13 protein-coding genes are annotated in these 16,919 nt (G+C 69.9%); 3 read left to right on the forward strand and 10 right to left on the reverse strand.

Features of this window, described 5'->3' with window-relative positions; genetic code table 11:
* Positions 1-97 precede the first annotated feature (97 nt).
* Positions 98-2,218 carry a DNA gyrase/topoisomerase IV subunit B gene (locus OG959_RS07640; protein ID WP_326657426.1) on the reverse strand — a complete coding sequence of 707 codons (2,121 nt, stop codon included), beginning with the start codon at positions 2,216-2,218 and terminating at the stop codon, positions 98-100.
* 434 nt (positions 2,219-2,652) lie between these two features.
* Between OG959_RS07640 and OG959_RS07645 the strand changes: the two genes are divergently transcribed.
* Positions 2,653-2,886 (forward strand): DUF7455 domain-containing protein, encoded by a 234-nt coding sequence (locus OG959_RS07645; RefSeq protein WP_024489001.1) that lies wholly within the window; start codon positions 2,653-2,655, stop codon positions 2,884-2,886.
* Positions 2,887-2,989: 103 nt separating this feature from the next.
* Here OG959_RS07645 and OG959_RS07650 read toward each other — a convergent pair whose 3' ends face one another.
* From OG959_RS07650 to OG959_RS07675, 6 genes are all read right to left on the reverse strand, one after another.
* On the reverse strand, positions 2,990-3,820 hold the full coding sequence (locus OG959_RS07650; RefSeq protein WP_326657428.1) for a S1 family peptidase: 831 nt from the start codon (positions 3,818-3,820) through the stop codon (positions 2,990-2,992).
* A 134-nt stretch (positions 3,821-3,954) separates the two neighbouring features.
* The gene (locus tag OG959_RS07655; RefSeq protein WP_326657429.1) at positions 3,955-5,502 is read right to left on the reverse strand and encodes an RNA polymerase sigma factor; all 1,548 of its coding nucleotides are present in this window, start codon (positions 5,500-5,502) and stop codon (positions 3,955-3,957) included.
* Between the two features lie 323 nt (positions 5,503-5,825).
* Positions 5,826-6,692 (reverse strand): FadR/GntR family transcriptional regulator, encoded by an 867-nt coding sequence (locus tag OG959_RS07660; protein WP_326666268.1) that lies wholly within the window; start codon positions 6,690-6,692, stop codon positions 5,826-5,828.
* A gap of 181 nt (positions 6,693-6,873) precedes the next feature.
* Positions 6,874-8,778, reverse strand: coding sequence for an ATP-binding cassette domain-containing protein (locus OG959_RS07665; protein ID WP_326657431.1), 1,905 nt, complete (start codon positions 8,776-8,778; stop codon positions 6,874-6,876).
* 198 nt (positions 8,779-8,976) lie between these two features.
* The gene (locus tag OG959_RS07670; protein ID WP_326657433.1) at positions 8,977-9,741 is read right to left on the reverse strand and encodes an NUDIX hydrolase; all 765 of its coding nucleotides are present in this window, start codon (positions 9,739-9,741) and stop codon (positions 8,977-8,979) included.
* 114 nt (positions 9,742-9,855) lie between these two features.
* The gene (locus OG959_RS07675; RefSeq protein ID WP_326657434.1) at positions 9,856-11,157 is read right to left on the reverse strand and encodes a DUF4192 domain-containing protein; all 1,302 of its coding nucleotides are present in this window, start codon (positions 11,155-11,157) and stop codon (positions 9,856-9,858) included.
* Between the two features lie 111 nt (positions 11,158-11,268).
* Between OG959_RS07675 and OG959_RS07680 the strand changes: the two genes are divergently transcribed.
* Both OG959_RS07680 and OG959_RS07685 read left to right on the forward strand, forming a co-directional pair.
* Positions 11,269-13,440, forward strand: coding sequence for a RecQ family ATP-dependent DNA helicase (locus OG959_RS07680; RefSeq protein WP_326657436.1), 2,172 nt, complete (start codon positions 11,269-11,271; stop codon positions 13,438-13,440).
* A gap of 218 nt (positions 13,441-13,658) precedes the next feature.
* Positions 13,659-14,288 (forward strand): hypothetical protein, encoded by a 630-nt coding sequence (locus tag OG959_RS07685; protein WP_326657437.1) that lies wholly within the window; start codon positions 13,659-13,661, stop codon positions 14,286-14,288.
* 276 nt (positions 14,289-14,564) lie between these two features.
* Here OG959_RS07685 and OG959_RS07690 read toward each other — a convergent pair whose 3' ends face one another.
* The 3 genes from OG959_RS07690 to OG959_RS07700 all read right to left on the reverse strand — a co-directional run bounded on the left by OG959_RS07690 (position 14,565) and on the right by OG959_RS07700 (position 16,722).
* A complete protein-coding gene (locus OG959_RS07690; RefSeq protein ID WP_326657438.1) occupies positions 14,565-15,185 on the reverse strand; it encodes a hypothetical protein in 621 nt (206 codons plus the stop codon).
* Between the two features lie 60 nt (positions 15,186-15,245).
* Complete coding sequence (locus tag OG959_RS07695; protein ID WP_326657439.1) at positions 15,246-15,956, reverse strand: ribonuclease HII; 711 nt, start codon at positions 15,954-15,956, stop codon at positions 15,246-15,248.
* Positions 15,957-16,095: 139 nt separating this feature from the next.
* On the reverse strand, positions 16,096-16,722 hold the full coding sequence (locus OG959_RS07700) for a TetR/AcrR family transcriptional regulator (protein ID WP_326657440.1): 627 nt from the start codon (positions 16,720-16,722) through the stop codon (positions 16,096-16,098).
* Positions 16,723-16,919 lie beyond the last annotated feature (197 nt).

The raw sequence follows: 16,919 nt of genomic DNA on the forward strand, positions 1-16,919 counted from the left end.
AGATCGGCCGAGGGGTGGATCACGGGTGGAGCCGTTGCCTCCACCCGTGGGTGGAGACAACGGCTCGATCCGGCGCCATGCCGGGGAGAACGCGGACTCAGACGTCGATGCGCGAACGGTCCAGCGTCGCCGCCGAGCTGGTGATGAACTCCTTGCGGGGCGCCACTTCGTTGCCCATCAGCAGGTCGAAGACCTTCTCCGACGACTCCAGGTCGCCGATGTTGATCCGCCGCAGCGTGCGGTGGCGCGGGTCCATCGTCGTCTCCGCCAGCTGGTCGGCGTCCATCTCGCCCAGACCCTTGTAGCGCTGGATCGAGTCCTTGTACCGGACGTTCTTCCGCTGGAGCTCCAGCAGCCGCTGGCGCAGCTCGTTGTCCGAGTACGTGTAGATGTACTTGTCCTGGCCCTTCTTCGGCTGGACCAGCTCGATCCGGTGCAGCGGGGGCACCGCCGCGAAGACCCGCCCCGCCTCGACCATGGGACGCATGTACCGCTGGAACAGCGTCAGCAGCAGGATGCGGATATGGGCCCCGTCCACATCGGCGTCGACCAGCAGCACGATCTTGCCGTAGCGGGCGGCGTCGATGTCGAAGGTCCGTCCGGACCCCGCTCCTATGACCTGGATGATCGCCCCGCACTCGGCGTTCTTCAGCATGTCGGAGACGGATGCCTTCTGAACGTTGAGGATCTTGCCGCGGATCGGCAGCAGCGCCTGGAACTCGCTGTTCCGCGCCAGTTTGGCGGTGCCGAGCGCGGAGTCGCCCTCCACGATGAACAGCTCGCTGCGCTCCACGTCATCACTGCGGCAGTCGGCGAGCTTCGCCGGCAGCGAGGAGGACTCCAGAGCCGTCTTGCGACGCTGCGCGTCCTTGTGCTGCCGGGCGGCGATCCGGGTGCGGGCGGCTGCCACCGCCTTCTCCAGAACCGCCCTGGCCTGGGCCTTCGCGTCCCGCTTGGTGGAGGTCAGGAATGCCTTGAGCTCCTTGGCCACGACGTTGGCGACGATCCGGTTGGCCGCGGAGGTGCCCAGCACCTCCTTGGTCTGCCCCTCGAACTGCGGTTCCGCCAGCCGTACGGTCACGACGGCGGTGAGGCCCTCCAGTGCGTCGTCCTTGACGATGTCGTCCTCGGCGACACGCAGCATCTTCGCGGACCGGAGCACCTCGTTGACCGTCTTGGTCACCGAGCGTTCGAAACCGGACACATGGGTGCCGCCCTTGGGGGTGGCGATGATGTTGACGAAGGACTTGACGACGGTGTCGTATCCGGTGCCCCAGCGCAGCGCGATGTCCACGCCGAGTTCGCGGGTGACCTCGGTCGGGATCATGTGGCCACGCTCGTCCAGCACCGGCACGGTCTCCTTGAAGCTGCCCTGTCCCGTCAGTCGCTGGACGTCGCAGACCGCCTTGTCCTGGGCCAGGTACTCGCAGAATTCGCTGATGCCGCCGTCGTAGTGGAAGGTCTCCACGCTGACGGGTGCGCCGTCGATCCCCCGCTCGTCGCGGACGACGAGGGTGAGGCCGGGCACCAGGAAGGCCGTCTGACGCGCGCGCTGGTACAGCGTGTCCAGGTTGAGCTTGGCTTCCTTCAGGAAGATCTGCCGGTCGGCCCAGTACCTCGTGCGGGTGCCGGTACGGGCCTTCGGGATCCGCTTGGTCTTGCGGAGCCCGTTGGCGGGATCGAACGGGCTCTCCGCCCCCTGCTCCGTGAAGATGCCGGGAACGCCACGGCGGAAGCTGATCGAGTGGGTCGAGCCATTGCGGTCGACCTCGACGTCCAGCCGCGCGGAGAGCGCGTTGACGACGGAGGCACCCACGCCGTGCAGACCGCCCGAGGCGGCGTAGGAGCCGCCCCCGAACTTTCCGCCCGCGTGCAGCTTCGTCATCACGACCTCGACGCCGGAGAGCCCCGTCTTGGGCTCCACGTCGACCGGGATGCCTCGGCCGTTGTCACGGACCTCGACGGAGGCGTCCTCGTGCAGGATCACCTCGATGTGGTCACCGTAACCACCCAGGGCCTCGTCGACGGAATTGTCGATGATCTCCCAGAGGCAGTGCATGAGGCCGCGGCTGTCGGTGGACCCGATGTACATGCCGGGGCGCTTGCGAACCGCTTCGAGCCCCTCGAGTACGAGCAGGTGCCGCGCGGTGTAGTTGGAACCGTCTCGGTCTGCTCCGGTCAGCAGCGCAGTGGACGGCACGGACGTATCGGCGGTCACGCGGTTCGCTCCTCGCTGAATTTCATTTGGGGCCCAGTGGGTAACGGGCTCGGCTTCGGTCGCCGCTGAGAGGGTACCGAGGCCTGGTAGAGCGGGTGTAACGCCACCCTCGGAGAACGCTCACACTAGTCCAGCCTCGCATACACGTTCGATCCCTCCTTGGAGTGACGTGCACATCACGTTCCCTTCCAGGCATGAACCATTTAGGCTCCGGGCACGTCCTCATGAACAAACCGGCAAGCCGGCCGGTGGGACCGACCAAGACAAGCAACGCGAAACCGTAGCGCCACGCAATACGGCACATTCGCCGCGAACCGGCAACAGACAGCCATCCTGAGAAGAAGTTTCGAAGAAATGCCACGAGCGGGAACGTTTTCGGCCTGGTTGGATGTTGACCCTGGTACGACAGCTCGTCGAGCTAGAGAAGAGGCGACGTGACTACTGTTCTGACCCCCGCGAGCCCGCTGACCGCAGCAGACCGCTGTGACCGTTGCGGCGCCCAGGCATACCTGCGCGTCGTCCTGATCAGCGGCGGTGAACTGCTCTTCTGCGCCCACCACGGTCGCAAGTTCGAGCCGGAACTCAAGAAGATCGCCGCGGAAATACAGGATGAGACGGACCGACTCACGGCCGTGCAGGCCCAAGCCGCCGAAGAGGAACAACACTGACACCTCGCATCCACGACGAGCCAGGGGCCGGTCCCGCACCGGCCGACGGGCGGCTCCCCAGCCGGGGAGCCGCCCGTTCTCGCACCCGCTCAGCCCGCGCCGGTCAGGCTGCCCCCTCCATCCACTCGATGGCGGCGGAGATCCGCGTATAGACGCCCGGGCTGCCCGGGAGCCCGCAGCCGTTCCCCCAGGACACGAGGCCGACCAGCTTCCCCTGGGCCACCAGAGGCCCTCCGCTGTCTCCCTGGCAGGCGTCGTGGCCGCCCTGGGGTTCGCCCGCGCAGAGCATCGCGGAGGCGTCGTAGGTGCCGTTGCGGCCTCCGGGGTAGGCCTGCTCGCACGAACTGTCCGGGAGCACGCTCACCTTCGCGGACCGGAGCGACGACGCGTAGTCACCGTTACCGGTCGTGTCGCCCCAGCCGTAGACCACGGCGGCAGTATCCGCGGCGTACGCGGAGTCACCGGCCCCGGCCATGGGGATCACACCCTGTTCGGGCAACGCCTCGGCGAGCGTGAGCACCGCGACGTCCCCGCTGTTGGTGGCGGCGTCGAAACCGGGGTTGACCCAGGTCCCGCTCACCGCGATCTCCTTGCCGTCGGTGCCGTTCAGCTCGTCCCGGCCCGAGATGATCCGCAGATCCCGCACCTGGCCGACATCGACACCCAGCGCCTCCCGGCTCAGGCAGTGCGCGGCCGTCAGGACCTTCTTCGGCCCGACCACGACGGCCCCGCAGAACTGGCCGGCGCGGGTACCACCGAACCGGTCACGGCTGGAGAGGGCCACCACCCACGGACTGTCCTTGACGTGAGCGGGCTGGCCGCCGATGACGATGCTGTCGGCGACTGCCGGCGCAGGCGAGACGAGCGGTATCACAGCCGTTGCGGCAGTGAGGGCGAGCGCCCCGGTCATGGTGCGGACGACGGTACGGGACATGCGTACTCCTGACTCTGTGATGGACCATGCCTACCCAGAGTCATTCCGCTGACCGCAACCCGCACCCGCACAGGCCGAGGGCCCGGATCCCCCTGGGGGATCCGGGCCCTCGGCCTGCCGAGTGGCTGAGCGACTTAGTCGAGATAGTCGCGCAGGACCTGAGAACGCGACGGGTGGCGCAGCTTGGACATCGTCTTGGACTCGATCTGACGGATGCGCTCACGCGTCACGCCGTAGACCTTGCCGATCTCGTCCAGCGTCTTCGGCTGCCCGTCGGTGAGGCCGAAGCGCATGGAGACCACGCCCGCCTCACGCTCGGACAGCGTGTCGAGCACCGAGTGCAGCTGCTCCTGGAGGAGCGTGAAGCTGACCGCGTCGGCCGGAACGACCGCCTCGGAGTCCTCGATCAGGTCGCCGAACTCACTGTCCCCGTCCTCACCCAGCGGGGTGTGGAGGGAGATCGGCTCGCGGCCGTACTTCTGGACCTCGATGACCTTCTCGGGGGTCATGTCGAGTTCCTTGGCCAGTTCCTCCGGGGTGGGCTCACGGCCCAGGTCCTGAAGCATCTGACGCTGCACGCGCGCGAGCTTGTTGATGACCTCGACCATGTGCACCGGGATACGGATGGTGCGGGCCTGGTCGGCCATGGCGCGGGTGATCGCCTGACGGATCCACCAGGTGGCGTACGTGGAGAACTTGTAGCCCTTGGTGTAGTCGAACTTCTCGACGGCGCGGATCAGACCCAGGTTGCCCTCCTGGATCAGGTCCAGGAAGAGCATGCCGCGGCCGGTGTAACGCTTCGCCAGCGAGACCACGAGACGGAGGTTGGCCTCCAGCAGGTGGTTCTTGGCGCGGCGGCCGTCCTCGGCGATGATCTCCAGCTCGCGCTTGAGCTTGGGAGCGAGCTTGTCGGAGTTCGCCAGCTTGTCCTCGGCGAACAGACCCGCCTCGATGCGCTTGGCGAGCTCGACCTCCTGCTCGGCGTTGAGGAGCGGGACCTTGCCGATCTGCTTCAGGTAGTCCTTGACCGGGTCGGCCGTGGCGCCGGCGACGGCGACCTGCTGCGCAGGTGCGTCGTCCTCGTCGTCGTCGGAGAGGACGAAGCCCTTGTTCTCGCCCTCGCCCTCCTCTTCCTCACCCTTGCCGGCCTTGACTTCCTCGGCTGCGTCGTCGCCGTCGAGGATCTCGTCGTCCTGCTTGCCGGCCTTCTTGGACGCGGTCTTCTTCGCCGCCGTCTTCTTCACGGCGGTCTTCTTGGCAGCCGTCTTCTTGGCTGCCGCCTTCTTCGCAGGTGCGGCCGCAGCGGCGTCGTCGGCCACCGCGTCCACGGTCTCGGCCGACGCGGCGGTGGCCGCGACGGTCCGCGTCACGGTCGTCTTGGCCGCGACGGTCTTGGTGGCGGTGCGCTTGACCGGGCTCTTCGCTGCGACGCTGCTCTTGCGGGCGCGCTTCGACGGCTCCGCGGCACTGACCATCAGCGTCACACCCTCTTCCTCGAGGATCTGGTTGAGGCTGCGCAGAACGTTCTTCCACTGGGTTGGCGGAATCTGGTCAGCCTCGAAGGCCCGACGCACGTCATCGCCGGCGATCTGCCCATCAGCCTTTCCCCGCTCGATGAGCGCCATGACAGATTCGGACTCGGCGATCTCCGGCGGGAGCGTACGGGATGTGCTGGCCGACACGAACAACCTCTCGGAACGATGGAAACGGCTTCCGGCCCTGCCCTGAGAGGGCTGGTACCGACGACCGTCGGGCTGGGAATGTACCGACGGCGCGGGCTAGGCCTCAGAACTGCACAGCGCACTGAACGGCTGCTGTATTCCTTCCGCGGCGGTCACCTCTTAAGTCATCGCGCTGTTTCGAGGAGTGTTACGCCCAATCCGCGTGGCCCGAGTCACACCTCATTTGCGACGAAGGAGACCAGGGGTGACATCTCTCCACAATTGTGCCGCCGGACCACGAAGGTCCGACGACACATGGCCCGTACACCCTGACCGCGCCGCTGTCAGTGCTCGCGCTCGCGGGGCGCCGGCACCACTCGCTCCACCTGAACGACGAGGAGCTGACGCATGGCCGTTTCGGCACCTGCCGCGTCACCGGTCGCCAGGGCGTCGACGATGCGGGCGTGGTGGCCGAGCGACGCCTCGTTGGGCCGGTCACAGCCCGTGACCGGGCCGCCCGAGACCTGGAGCGCCGCCGACACGATGCCGGAGAGGTGCTCCAGCATGCGGTTGCCCGCGGCCTGGATGAGCAAGGAGTGGAACTCCGCATCGGCACGGGCGCAGGTGATCACATCTCCCTGCCCGAGTGCGTGCCCCATGATCTCGACCATGTCCCCGAGCCTCTGCTGAAGATCGTCACGCTTGTGACCGGCGGCCAGCCGGGCGGCAAGGGGTTCGATCGTCCACCGGAGCTCTCCCAGCTCGCGACGCTGGTCGTCACGCTGCGGGCCGAACGCACGCCATTCGATGATGTCGGGGTCGAGCAGATTCCAGTCACTGACGGGGCGGACCCGGGTGCCCACGTTGGGCCGGGCGCTGACCAGGCCCTTCGCCTCCAGCACGCGCAGAGATTCCCGGACAACGGTGCGGGAGACCTCGAATCGCTGGCCGATCTCCTCCGGCACCAGGGGCCGGTCCGCGCCGAGGTCACCGGAAACGATCATCTGACCCAACTGCTGAACAAGTTGGCCGTGCAGGCCTCGGCCCCGGCTGGCCGACCCTCGCCGGCCCACACGGCCCAGTTCGGTGTCGGGGTCCCCCCAGGACCGCGCGGCGGCACGCTCGCCGGCCGGCGCGTCCGCGTGGGTGTATCGGTCGAGTTCGCCCGGGCCGGCGAGGCCGGTGTCGGCGGTGCGGGCGGCGGTCATCATGGTGTGCGCAAGGGTACTCACGCATCCTTTGTCGGCGCGGCTCAGCCACCCCTTGAGGTCTTTGGTGAAAAGCACACGAAAGGGTGATCGGCACCCGCCTCCCAATTGACGCCTTAATGGTATAAAACGGGCATTTTCAATGGAGTTGTGGCTCTCGGTAGGTTCAGATGTCCTTCGCCGATCACCAACGCACTCTGCCGCGGAGGCTCGTGAACAGATACGCGCAGACAAGGACCGACAACGACAGGGTCAGTGCGGTCCCCACCGGGTGCGCCACGACCCTCACCAGGGCCAGCACCCACCGGTCCGCCTCATGCGGCCACTGCAGCCAGGTCAGTTCCCTGAGCCGGCCCGGAAGTCCGCTCACCGAACGGGCGGTCGGCGCCTTCGGCACCGCCTCGATGAGCGGAACCATCAGCACGGGAACAGCAAGTACGGCGGCGACGCCCGCCGCCGTCACGCGGAAGATTCCGGCGGCCAGCAACCCGGCCCAGGCACAGCCGACGGTCAGGCCCGACCAACTCACGGCCAGCGACATCACATTCGAAGGCACCTGGAGCAAGTCCCCTCCGTACACGAGACGGAGGGATTCGGCCGAGACCAGCACGACGATCAACCCCAGCGACAGTGCGACACCCGCCGAGACGGCCAGTTTGGCGAGCAGCAGCCCGAGTCTTCGGGGAACGGTCCCACGGCCGGCGGCGAGCGCGGGGTAACGGAACTCGTCACCGAAGGACAGGGCCCCGAGCAGCCCTGCGCCGAGCGCGGCGGGTGGCAGTGGCAACAGCGAGGGCCACGCGACCAGTACGTTCGGCAGCGGGGCACGGCCGTTACGGGCGAGCGCTACGGACACCGCAGCCGAGGCGACAAGGGTGACGGCGACGATCAGGGTCGTGGTCCGGACGCCGAAGAGGCGGCGCAGTTCATATCGCACCGGGCGCAGCGGGCCACGGGCCGGGCGCCGCCTGATCCGTGGCGGCAACTGCGCCCCGGCCGGGACAGCAGCCTGGGCGGCGCCGCCTGCGGGACGCCGAGAGGCGGCGGCGACCGCACCGTCGCCCGTGGCAGGGCGGGCATCCGCGGCAGCGCCGCTGCCGTCGCCCGGGAGGCCGTTGTCGAGGAGAGCGTCGCCGGGGGGTGCGTCGCCGGGGAAATTGTTGTCGCGTAGACCGTCGCCCGGGAGGCCGTTGTCGCGGGGGCGGGACGCGGGTCCGGTGTCGCCCACCTCGTCGGCGAGCTGATGAACGGGAAGTCCGTGGCGGAATGCCGTGTCCCCGATCTCCGCGCAGCTGCTGCCGTAGACGGAGAGCCGGCTGCTGCTCGCCTCGGTGACGACTTCGACGGAGCGCCGGGCGGCACGGGCCTCCCGGCTGACGATCGCGGCCAGGCGGGCAGCATGCGGGGAACGGACCGCGACGCGGGGGCGCAGCCGGGTACGGGAGAAGTCTGCGGCTTCCTGATCGGCGACGAGGCGCCCGGAGTCGATGGTCACGACATGACCGGCCGACCGCGCGGCTTCCTTGGGATCCTGCGTGGTGTACAGGACCGTTCCGCCCCTGTCGGCATGGGACCTGAGCATTCCGTGCAGCCAGTCCGCCTCCCGGGCGCCCAGACCTTCGGCGGGTTCGTCGAGGATCAGGGTGTGCGGGTCGGCCAGCAACGCCGAAGCGAGGGCCAGCCTGCGGTCCATGCCCAGGGAGAGCGTGCCGATGCGCTGGTCCCCCAGCCCGACGAGACCGACGGCATCCAGCACGTCGTCGGCCCTGGTCGCGGGCACTCCCGCAGCGGCGCAGAGCATGCGCAGCTGCCCGCGGACCGTGCGGGCAGGGTGCCCCGGCACGTCCCCGAGCAGCACGCCCACCTCGCGGGCCGGATGAGCCACACGGTGCAGCGGTCTGCCCCGGAAGTACGTGACGCCACGCCCCGGCGCGATCTCCAGCATCAGGCGCAGGGCCGAGGTCTTGCCTGATCCGGGTGGGCCCAGCAGCGCGGTCACGCTGCCGGATCCCGCTTCGAACGTGAGGTCGTCCACGGCGGGCGGAAGTCCGCGGTGGCGGGCGCTGGTGAGTCCGATGGCCTGGAGCATCGCTTCTCTCGCAGGAGGTGAGGCCGCTCGACGGCAGAGGTACCGCAGCACGATAACCCGACATATCGGACTTTTCGCTCAAGGCTGGGCCCATGGCGTTCCCGTGGACCCGTACTGCGGCACCTGTGGCGCTGCCTGCTCCGCCTGCAGGGAACCGCGAGGTCCTACGCAGAGCAACAGCAAGCCCGAACTGTCCGGTCAGACCTCGGGCCGCAGCATCGGCGGGTTCAGCACCGTAGCCGAACCCGACCGGAACAGCTGGGCGGGACGGCCGCCCTGCCTGGTGGTCGTCCCACCGGCGGGCACCAGGAATCCGGGCGTGCCCGTCACCTTGCGATGGAAGTTCCTCGGATCGAGCACCACACCCCACACCGCTTCGTACACCCGGCGCAGCTCACCGACGGTGAACGTGGGCGGGCAGAACGCGGTGGCCAGGGAGGAGTACTCGATCTTGGAGCGGGCCCGCTCCACGCCGTCGGCCAGGATGCGGGCGTGATCGAAGGCCAGCGGAGCCTGGCTTTCCCCGTCCCTGCCATAGCCTCCCTCCGGCCCGAGCAGGTCTTCGACGGGTGCCCAGCGCGCGCTGTTCGCATCACCGCCCGCCCGCGGAGCGGGCAGATCAGGGGCCAGCGCGAGATGCGCGACGCTGACGACCCTCATACGCGGATCGCGCGCGGGGTCGCCGTACGTGGCCAGCTGTTCGAGGTGGGCCCCATTGCCGACCGCCGGGGTCGCCGGGTCGTGCGCACACAGCCCGGTCTCCTCGACGAGCTCGCGTGCCGCTGCGGCACCGAGGTCCTCATCCGCCCTGACGAATCCGCCGGGCAACGCCCATCTGCCCTGGAACGGCGTCTCACCTCGGCGTACCACCAGGGCACAGAGCGCGTGACGACGCACCGTGAGCACGACCAGGTCGACGGTGACAGCGAAGGGCGGGAAGGTCGACGGGTCGTAGGGCGGCATGCCGTGATCATAGTCGTCTGCCTGACGATAAACACTCCCTTCGCGCCCCTCTTCGTCGGTCACGGCGTCCGGCGGACCGGCGGTGCGGTGCCGGAATCCGCCACCGCACCGCGCTCATCGTCCGGTCCTCGTCCCGCGCCGGCCCTGACTGCGCAGCTGTCCGGTCCGACGCCGGCCGGGGGACGTACCCGGACGGGCGGAGCCTGGCCGCGTCCGGCGCCGCCCGGCAGCCTGGACCCGTACGGAACGGGCCCCCGCGACCCGTCCCGTACCGCGGCCGCGTCGCACCGTCCGCGTGCTGCGCTCACCGCGCAGGCAGCGCCGCAGCGTCTCCGGATCCAGGCCCTGGTTGCAGGCCTCGTGCAGCAGCTGGGCAAAGGTGTACCCGGGATCCAGCCGCAGGGCGAGGCCCAGAGCCACCCGCGCCGCCGGCTCGTCACCGGTCGACCACGAGACCCAGCCCGCCAGGGTGAGCGGCGCCGCCGCATGCTCCTCGTACGGCGCGACACACCGGCGCGCGAGTGCCCGCCACAGCCTCAGCGCGGACTGCGCCTCCGGGCCTTCCATCCACTCCGCGGCCCTGTCCCGGGTCTCCCGGTCCTGAAGCCCGAGAATGACCGCCGCCGCCTCCTCATGGCTGATCAGCCGGTCGTCGTTGAAGTCGGACAGCGAAGGCGTCGACGCCGGGGCCTGTCCGAGGCGCTCCATGAGGCGCCGGGCAAGGTCCAGGGTCGCGCCGCCGACCTCCTTGCGGCTCTCCTCGTCGAGGAGTTTCGGCACCAGAGCGGACCCGGCCGAATCCAGCGCCCGTTGCTGCTCCCCGCCTCCCCCACTCGGCCGGGGCACGAGCCTGGACTCCATCTCGCGCAGCGATCCCCGCACCTGGATGCCGGCGTACGCCGCTGCCGCGGCCATCACCGAGGTGCCCTGCATGGCCAGGGGATTCCCCTCGGCCGGGCAGCAGCGGGCGTCGGGACAGACATAGGACCAGAACCTGTCGCCGGAGATGCAGAGTGCTTCGAGTACCGGCACGTCCAGCGCCCCGCAGGCGGTTCGCAACCGCTGGGCGAAGGGCCGAAGCCGCTCCATGGTCTGGCTGCCCGTTTCTCCTTCGGCCGGATCCTGGCAGAGGAACAGCACGATCGCGTCGGGGCGCCCGCCGCGCCGCTCACTCCCCTTGATCAGGCACTCGGCGAGCTGCTCGGCAACCGGAGGCCACTCGTGCGCGGACTGCGGGATCCCGAGCCTCAGGCGCCCGCCGAAACGGCCGCGACCGCCGTGCAGCGCGACCATGACCACGCTGTCGTTCGGATGGAACCCCATGAGATACGGGAGGGCGTCGGCCAGCTCGGCGGGCCCTCGCAAGGTGATCTGCTGCTCGTCGGACGGTCCGGTGGATTCGTGGTGCTTGTTCATGGGATGACCGTCCCCCGGGCGGACAATTTCCGCGACCCCCTGTGGATAACTTATCCACAGGGACCGCGCGGTCGTTCGCGGTTTGTCGTACCCATCGGGTTGCATGGGGGTATGACCAACGCAGACCGTGCAGAGCTCAGGGCTTCGGCCGATTCCGTACTGGCACGACTCGTCGGGGACGCCTCCGGCACTGCCCGGCTGCGCGAGGACCAGTGGCGGGCCATCGAAGCACTCGTCGCCGACAAGCGCAGAGCACTGGTCGTCCAGCGGACCGGTTGGGGAAAGTCGGCCGTGTACTTCGTCGCGACCTCCCTGCTGCGCGCGCAGGGCAGCGGGCCCACCGTGATCGTCTCCCCGTTGCTGGCGCTGATGCGCAACCAGGTGGCGGCCGCGGCCCGGGCCGGAATCAGTGCGCGAACGATCAACTCGTCCAACACCGAGGAGTGGGACACCGTGCAGGCCGAGGTGGCCGCCGGTGAAGTGGATGTGCTGCTCGTCAGCCCCGAGCGGCTCAACAATCCGGATTTCCGGGATCAGGTCCTGCCCAGGCTCGCCGCCGCGACCGGACTGCTCGTGGTCGACGAGGCGCACTGCATCTCCGACTGGGGCCACGACTTCCGGCCCGACTACCGACGGCTGCGGACCATGCTCGCCGATCTGCCCGCGGGCGTGCCCGTCCTCGCGACCACCGCCACCGCGAACGCCCGTGTGACCGCGGACGTCGCGGAACAGCTGGGCACCGGCGTGGGGACGGACGCGCTCGTCCTGCGCGGCCCGCTGGACCGGGAGAGCCTGAGCCTCGGTGTGCTGCAACTGCCCAATGCCGCGCACCGGCTGGCATGGCTCGGCGACCACCTCAAGGAGCTCCCCGGTTCCGGGATCATCTACACCCTGACGGTCGCGGCGGCCGAGGAGATCACCGCGTACCTCCGTCAGTGCGGGCACACCGTCGCCTCGTACACCGGCCGTACCGAGAACACCGACCGGCAGCAGGCCGAGGACGATCTGCTGGCCAACCGCGTCAAGGCCCTGGTGGCGACCTCCGCGCTGGGCATGGGGTTCGACAAGCCCGACCTGGGCTTCGTCGTCCACCTGGGCTCGCCCTCCTCTCCCATCGCGTACTACCAGCAGGTCGGCCGTGCGGGCCGCGGCGTCGAACACGCCGAGGTGCTGTTGCTTCCGGGCAAGGAGGACGAGGCGATCTGGCAGTACTTCGCGTCGGTCGCCTTCCCCCCGGAGGAACAGGTCCGGCGCACGATCGACGCGCTCGCCCAGGCTGGGCGCCCGCTCTCGCTGCCCGCTCTGGAACCCCTGGTCGACCTGCGGCGCACTCGCCTGGAGACCATGCTCAAGGTGCTCGACGTCGACGGAGCGGTCCGTCGCGTAAAGGGCGGCTGGATCGCCACGGGCGAGCCCTGGATCTACGACGCCGAGCGGTATGCCTGGGTGGCGCGCCAGCGGGCGGCCGAGCAGCAGGCGATGCGCGACTACGCGACGACGGACGGCTGCCGGATGGAGTTCCTGCGCCGGCAGTTGGACGACGAGGAGGCGACGGCCTGCGGACGTTGCGACAACTGTGCCGGAGCCCGCTTCGACGACGCCGTCTCCACGACCGCCCTGGACACCGCGCGGGGCGAGCTCGGCCGCCCCGGCGTCGAGGTGGAGCCCCGCAAGATGTGGCCGACCGGTCTCGCCGCGGTGGGGGTCGACCTCAAGGGGCGGATCCCGGCAGGCGAGTTGTCCGGCACCGGCCGGGCGCTGGGCCGCCTCTCCGACATCGGCTGGGGCAACAGGCTCCGCCCCCTGCTGGCCGCGCAGTCGCCCGACGCTCCGGTGCCGGACGACGTGGCCGGAGCCGTGGTGACCGTGCTGGCCGACTGGGCGCGGGGCCCGGGGGGCTGGGCGGCCGGCGCGGTGAACGCCGTCCCCAGGCCGGTCGGTGTCGTCACCGTGGCCTCCCACAGCAGGCCCCAGCTCATCGAGTCACTCGGCAACCGCATCGCCGAGGTCGGACGCATGCCCCTGCTGGGCAGTGTCGGCTACGCCCCGGGAGCCGAAGGTGCCCGGATCTCTCAGACCAACAGCGCCCAGCGGGTCCGGGCACTGCACGAGCGACTCGTCGTGGGGCCCGAGCTGGCCGAGGCCCTGGCAGCGGCAGAAGGGCCCGTCCTGCTCGTGGACGATCGCTCGGACACCGGCTGGACCCTCGCCGTGGCGGCCCGACTCCTGCGGCGGGCCGGGGCGGGCGCCGTGTTTCCGCTGGTCCTCGCTGTTCAGGCGTGACGGGTGGCGTCATCCGGTGCCGGACTGGGCAGGGATATCCGTGTCATTCCAGCTGATTACCGTCAGCTGTGCCAATTGCTCGTTGCCGCCCGCCGATACGCCAGGAAGAATTGGTCTCGCTCCCCGCACGGTCTTTTCGCGGGCCCGGAAGGGCTGTGCCGCGGCGCGCCCTCACTCGACTCTGCCCGCATCGTGGGCGCGTATGCGAAGGGAGGACCGTGACCTTCGGATTCGCTCCGTCCGCAGCCACTTCGATGTCGCCGGCCACAGACTCCGCCAACCGCCTTGCCAGAATGCTCGAACCGGCCGAGTGGGCGGCAGCGGGCATACCGCTGCTGCGCAGCCCGCGCGAGGTGGTCAGCGGTCTGCACTCAAGGCATCGGCCGACCCCGCAGACCGCGGTCGTCGCCGTGCTCGATCACGAGGAACGTCTGACGGCCAGCGCCTCGTTCGCCCGTCGTTCGGTGACGGCGGACGGCTGGGAGTTCCGCAACGCCCTGCTGGCGCACCTGCGCCGGGTGATTCCACACGATCTTCGCCGCCGCACCCCCGTGCGTACCGCGGTACTGCTCTACTGCCGCGAGGGGGACGAGCGTTGGACGGAGGAGGACGGGGCCTGGATGTGGGGGTTGCGGGATGCCTGCACCCTGCACGGGCTGCGGTGCGGCGCGTACATCACGCTGACCCGTGGCGGCTGGCAGGTGCTCGGGGAGGGGCGCGGCGGCCGTCGCCCCAACTCAACGTCGCAGCCGGCTTCCCTTGCCGACGCCGCGCTGGACCAGGATCCCGGCCCGGTGCGCACCGGCGGCGGTGCGGTCCAGGCCCTGCACCGCACCGCGGCTCGCTGATCCGGGCCGCGGGCGACTCGCTGTTCCGGGCCGCGGGCCCGGCCACCCTCACGGGCAGCCGGGTCACCACGGCCCGACAGCACGTCTCCGGCGACCGGGGCCTCTGGGCAAGGACGGCTCCGGCGTCCGGGCCGGAGCGCACCGCATCTGTCCGGGAGCGCACCGCATCTGTCCGGACCGGAGCGCGTCACGCCTGTCCGCGCCGGAACGCATCACATCATCGATCCGCTCCGGCCCGGACACGCGTGCCCGGCGCTACGTCACATGCGCTCCGGCTCAGACACCCGCGCCGAGCACGGCGTTGATCCGCTGCGGATCGCCGCAGACGATCAGCAGGGCTCCGGCGCGACCCTGTGCCGCCATCAGTGCACGCTCGGCGGTTTCGTCGTCGGCACCGTTGACCGCGATGATCACCACCGGCCGCGGCTTCAGCCGGTCCACCGCTGCGGCACCGGCGAAGAACACGTCCTCGCCCGCTTCGTGCTGGGCCCAGTAGGCGGCCTCGCCGAAGGAGAGCTCGTGCGTCGCCCACGGGTGCTGTTCACCGGTGGTGAGCACCAGGATGTCTGCAGGCGCGCGACCGGAGTCGAGCAGCAGATCCACCGCCTCGTCGGCGGCATCCAGCGCACCGTCGGCCGCGGCGGGGATCACCTGGAGCTGAGGTGCGGAACGATTCTCCGGACGGGCCGCCTGGGGCTGGCCGGAGGTGGAGTGCGGGCGCGGCGCCGGGGGCGCGGGCCTCGCGGGGCCGGGACCCGGACGACCGGGGCGCGGCATGGCCGCGGAACGCGGACCGGGTACGGGACGAGGGGTCGACGCGGTACGGCCGGTGGCCGTGGTGGCGCGGGGACCCTGGACGCTCTCGTGAATCTGAGGCTCCTCGGGGATGAGAGGCATGGGTGGTTGTCTATCAAACGCCGACGCGCGAAGCGTCGGCGGGTGGGCACATGTGCGCGATCAGAAGTCGAAGCCGAGCTGGCCCCCGCTTTCCAGTGCGGCCGCCTCGGCGGAGAAGCGGACCTTCTTGAGGTGCTGCCACCTGGGCAGCGCGTCGAGGTAGGACCACGAGAGGCGGTGATGGGCCGTGGGGCCCTGCTCCTCCAGCGCGGCCCTGTGCACAGGGGACGGGTAACCGGCGTTGGCGTCGAAGGCGAAGTCCGCGTACTCACCGGATTCCGCGCCCAGTTCGGCCATCACGGCGTCCCTGCGGACCTTCGCGATCACCGAGGCCGCGGCGACCGCGATGCATGACTGGTCGCCCTTGATGACCGTGCGCACCTGCCAGGGCAGGCCCAGGTAGTCGTGTTTGCCGTCCAGGATCACCGCGTCGGGCCGTACCGGCAGCGCTTCCAGGGCCCGCACGGCGGCGAGCCGGAGGGCTGCGGTCATTCCGAGCTCGTCGATCTCCTGCGGTGTGGCGTCGCCGAGGGCGTACGCAGTGACCCAGCGCTCCAGCAGCGGCGCGAGCTCCGCACGGCGCTTCGGGCTGATCAGCTTGGAGTCGGTGAGTCCGGGGGGAGGCTTACGGAGGCCGGTGACCGCGGCACACACGGTGACCGGTCCCGCCCACGCTCCGCGTCCGACCTCGTCGACACCGGCGACGGTCTTGGCACCGGTGGTGGCGCGCAGTGAGCGCTCGACGGTGTGCGTGGGTGGTTCGTACGGCATGGCGCCAGCCAGCGTACGCCGATGGGGGCGCGGAGAACACCCCGGGGCGTACCTGGGCCGTCTCCGTCCGGCTCCGGGTCACCGGACGGAGACGGGAAGCGCTCGCACCAGCCCGGCCGCAGGGCTCGGCGGCGCACGCTCAACGGGGGCCGGCACTGAAGAACGGGACCGCGACCTGATCGATCAGGTCGGCGATGTCCCCGTCGGTCCATTCGCTTCCGCACACCTTGCTGCGATACATCATCATCGCGGGAATGACGTCGAAGGCCATCCCGCGCAGCGCATCGGCACGTACCTCACCGCGGTCGACCCCCCTGCTCACCACTTCTCTGATGAGAGCGGTCGTCGGCCCGATCACGCCGCTCAGGATCACCGACTGGAAGCGTTCCGCCGTATTCGCATCACATTCGTGAAGGACGGCGCGCAGCGCGGATCCCGGCTTGGAGAGCATGGCGTCACGGAGCCCGCAGCACAGTTGGTAGAGGTCCTCGCGGATGTTCCCGTGGTCCGGCGCGTCACCGATCGCCGGAAGGGCGCTGCGCAGCGCTTCCGCGACCAGGTCCTCCTTGGAGGACCATCGACGGTAGATCGCGGCCTTGCCGGTCCGGGCGCCGGCCGCGACGCCCTCCATCGTCAGCCCGCTCCAGCCGACCGTACTCAGCCGCTCCAGCGCGGCATCGAGGATCGCGCGTTCCAGCACGGGTCCACGGCGCCTCAGGGACACCACCGGCTGCCGGGCGGCGGCTGCCGATCGCGAAGTAACCATGAGTTTCTCTCCATCGGAACAGGTCGGTACGCCCATGCCGGCCGACCGGTGCTCGGGACCGGGCGGTCAGTGGCAGAGCGGGCGTCGCAACGGATCGGCGCGGGACTGAGCAGGCCCCGGCCGGGACGGTGGATACGGACACGGCACACCAACGAAGGATTCAGTGAACGCTTGCGTTCACTCAAGGGGACTCACTA

It is taken from the genome of Streptomyces sp. NBC_00385 (assembly GCF_035917155.1).
GTDB classification, from domain to species: domain Bacteria; phylum Actinomycetota; class Actinomycetes; order Streptomycetales; family Streptomycetaceae; genus Streptomyces; species Streptomyces poriferorum.